2 protein-coding genes are annotated in these 2,637 nt (G+C 32.7%); one reads left to right on the top strand and one right to left on the bottom strand.

Translation table 11 applies throughout. The annotated features are described in order from the left end of the window. The first annotated feature begins 162 nt into the window (after window positions 1–162). Window positions 163–477 (top strand): glutaredoxin 3, encoded by a 315-nt coding sequence (gene grxC, locus ACP6PL_RS03985; RefSeq protein ID WP_426542777.1) that lies wholly within the window; start codon window positions 163–165, stop codon window positions 475–477. 69 nt (window positions 478–546) lie between these two features. Here grxC and menD read toward each other — a convergent pair whose 3' ends face one another. Next, a complete protein-coding gene (gene menD / locus ACP6PL_RS03980; protein ID WP_426542775.1) occupies window positions 547–2,307 on the bottom strand; it encodes a 2-succinyl-5-enolpyruvyl-6-hydroxy-3-cyclohexene-1-carboxylic-acid synthase in 1,761 nt (586 codons plus the stop codon). Window positions 2,308–2,637 lie beyond the last annotated feature (330 nt).

Genomic DNA, 2,637 nt, shown 5'->3' with positions numbered 1-2,637 from the left:
CACCATATTTATACTTTAGTAAATGATTAGGTAATCTTCTAGCGGGAAGGGAGTATAACAAGAAAGATTAGAACGAAGGCAAGTTTATTGCTGTTTGCCTTAAAAATACGTTACAAATTATTTAAATTGCTTAATTTATTACCACTTAATTGATTACTACAAATGCTTGATTTTCTCAACCCTATTTTTGGTCGTCACCCAGAACGTATGAAAGCAAAGGTCGAAATTTATACTTGGCAAACTTGCCCATATTGTATTAGAGCAAAACTTTTGCTCTGGTGGAAAGGTGTTAACTACATCGAATACAAAATAGATGGCAATGAAAGTGAAAGAAATAGTATGACTGAACGTGCTAATGGAAGTCGTACTGTGCCACAGATTTTTATTAATAATCAACATATTGGTGGCTGTGATGATATTTATGTCTTGGATAGCAAGAGTAAATTAGATTCTTTATTGAGTCAATCTGCTTCATAAACTTTTGTATTACAAGTTATATCATTTAAAACTTTTTTCTTCTTTCTTCTTCCCACTTTAATTTAATTGTCAACTTAGGAAAAAATCTGCTGCAAACCTATCTAAATTATCTAACCGCCATCTAGCATCAAGGTGGCGGTTTGTTTGTAATTCTAAAACTCTTATTCCACTACTTGGTAAAGGATTTAAAAGTTTTTGTAATTCTTTCCAGCAGAATATGTTTTGATGTTCTACACCATAAGTCTTACATAAATGAGCAAAATTAACATCTTGAGGAGTGGCAAAAAATTCTGTAAAAGGTGGTTCAAATTTAGCTATAGGTAACATTTCAAAAATTCCACCTCCCTGATTATTAATCAAAATAATAGTTAAATGACCAATTAATTTATTTCTCAGTAAAAAACCATTAGTGTCATGTAAAAGTGCTAAATCTCCTGTTAACATGACACTGCTCTGATAACAATGAGCTATACCTAAGGCTGTTGATAAAGTACCGTCTATTCCATTTGCACCTCGATTGAAAAATGGCTGAATTTGGGAACTATTAGGAACCCAAAAAAATTCTACATCTCTAACTGGCATACTATTAGCAATAAATATTGGTGTAGTTTTGGGTAATGTCTGAGATATTAACCAAGAAATTTTTGGTTCCAATATCTGATTGATTGTTGCCATTTTTTTGTCAATATTTTCTCTGACTTTTGCTTCAGCTTTACACCACAAATTTAAGTAATTTTTATCATAGTTATTCAGGATAATTTCAGGAGTAAAAATTTTGGCTAGTTGTTCTACTGAGATTCGTAAGTGAGTTGTATTGCCATGAAGTGGATCAAAATTATGGTCACTTTTGTCGATAATTAATCTGTGGGAATTAGTTGCTTCTAGCCAACTTCTTAGTTGTTTACTTGTTGGCAATTCTCCTATTTGTAAGACTATGTTAGGAATGAGTTTTTCTGCTAAATTCTGATTTCTTAAAATTAAATCATAAGTACTAATCAAATAGGGGTTTAACTGAGAGTAGTTTCTTAGGGGAGATAAACCTTCAGCTAAAACAGGAAAATTTAAAGTTTGGGAAATTTCAGCGATCGCCTGACAATATTCTTGAGGTTTTTCTGGTTGTGCTAAACCTGCAATTATGATGCCTTGCTGAGATTTAAGTTGACTTTTTAAGGCTGCTATTAAGTCATAATTTGGCAAATATTCTGTTCTTAAAATTGGCTGTACGGGAGCAAAAAAGTTTTGGGGGAATTTTGATTTTAAGGCGATCGCTTCTGGTTGGACTATAGGTGGTAAAGGGTCTCGAAAAGGAATATTAAAATGTACTGGTCCAGGTGTAGGAAAGGTGGTTTTTTCCCAACCATAAATAACTGTTTGTCTTAAATATTCCAGTATTTTTAGTTCTACTGAAGGTAAACTTAGTTCAACTTGCCAGTTAGGATAATTGCCATATAATTTTACTTGATCTATGGTTTGACCAGCATGACAATTTCTTAATTCTGGGGGTCTATCTGCGGTTAAAACTAATAGTGGGATGCGACTTTCTTTTGCTTCTATTATGGCTGGATAAAAATTAGCTGCGGCGGTACCGGATGTGCAGACTATAACGACAGGTTGATGATTTTTTTTTGCTATTCCTAGAGCAAAAAATGCTGCTGAACGTTCATCAATAATGGGAATAGCTTTGATTTTGGGATGGGTGGCGAAGGCGAATGTTAGAGGTGTGGAACGAGAACCGGGACTGATAATTGCTGTAATTAATCCTAGATGTTGTAGTGTTTCTACTAAAATGGATGCCCATACTGTATTGATATTTCTAAAATCAATTGACATTGTTTAGTTTTGAATCTTAAATGGTAATATATGAAGTTACAAAGGTTTAAGACAGTATTGAAGAACTGAAACAAACGATGGAAAATAATTAATATTCTGCATTCTATTATCTCTAATTAGTTATCTCCTAAAATTTAATTTTTGACTTCTTCTTTTTATTTTTTAATCCTTTGCTTTTTGACTTTTGCTGTAACACTTCTGATGGCGAACTATAATTTCCATCAGAGAAATATTGTCGCTCTACTATATGTTCGGGTTTTACTTCAATCCATAGAGTTTTTCATTAATTGATAATTGATAATGGATAATTGATAATTACCTCTGGTTAAA

It is taken from the genome of Dapis purpurea BLCC-M126, assembly GCF_050015975.1.
Taxonomy (GTDB): Bacteria; Cyanobacteriota; Cyanobacteriia; order Cyanobacteriales; family Microcoleaceae; genus Trichodesmium.
The sequence above is the reverse complement of the archived record's forward strand: the minus strand, read 5'-3'. Positions and strand labels throughout refer to the sequence as shown.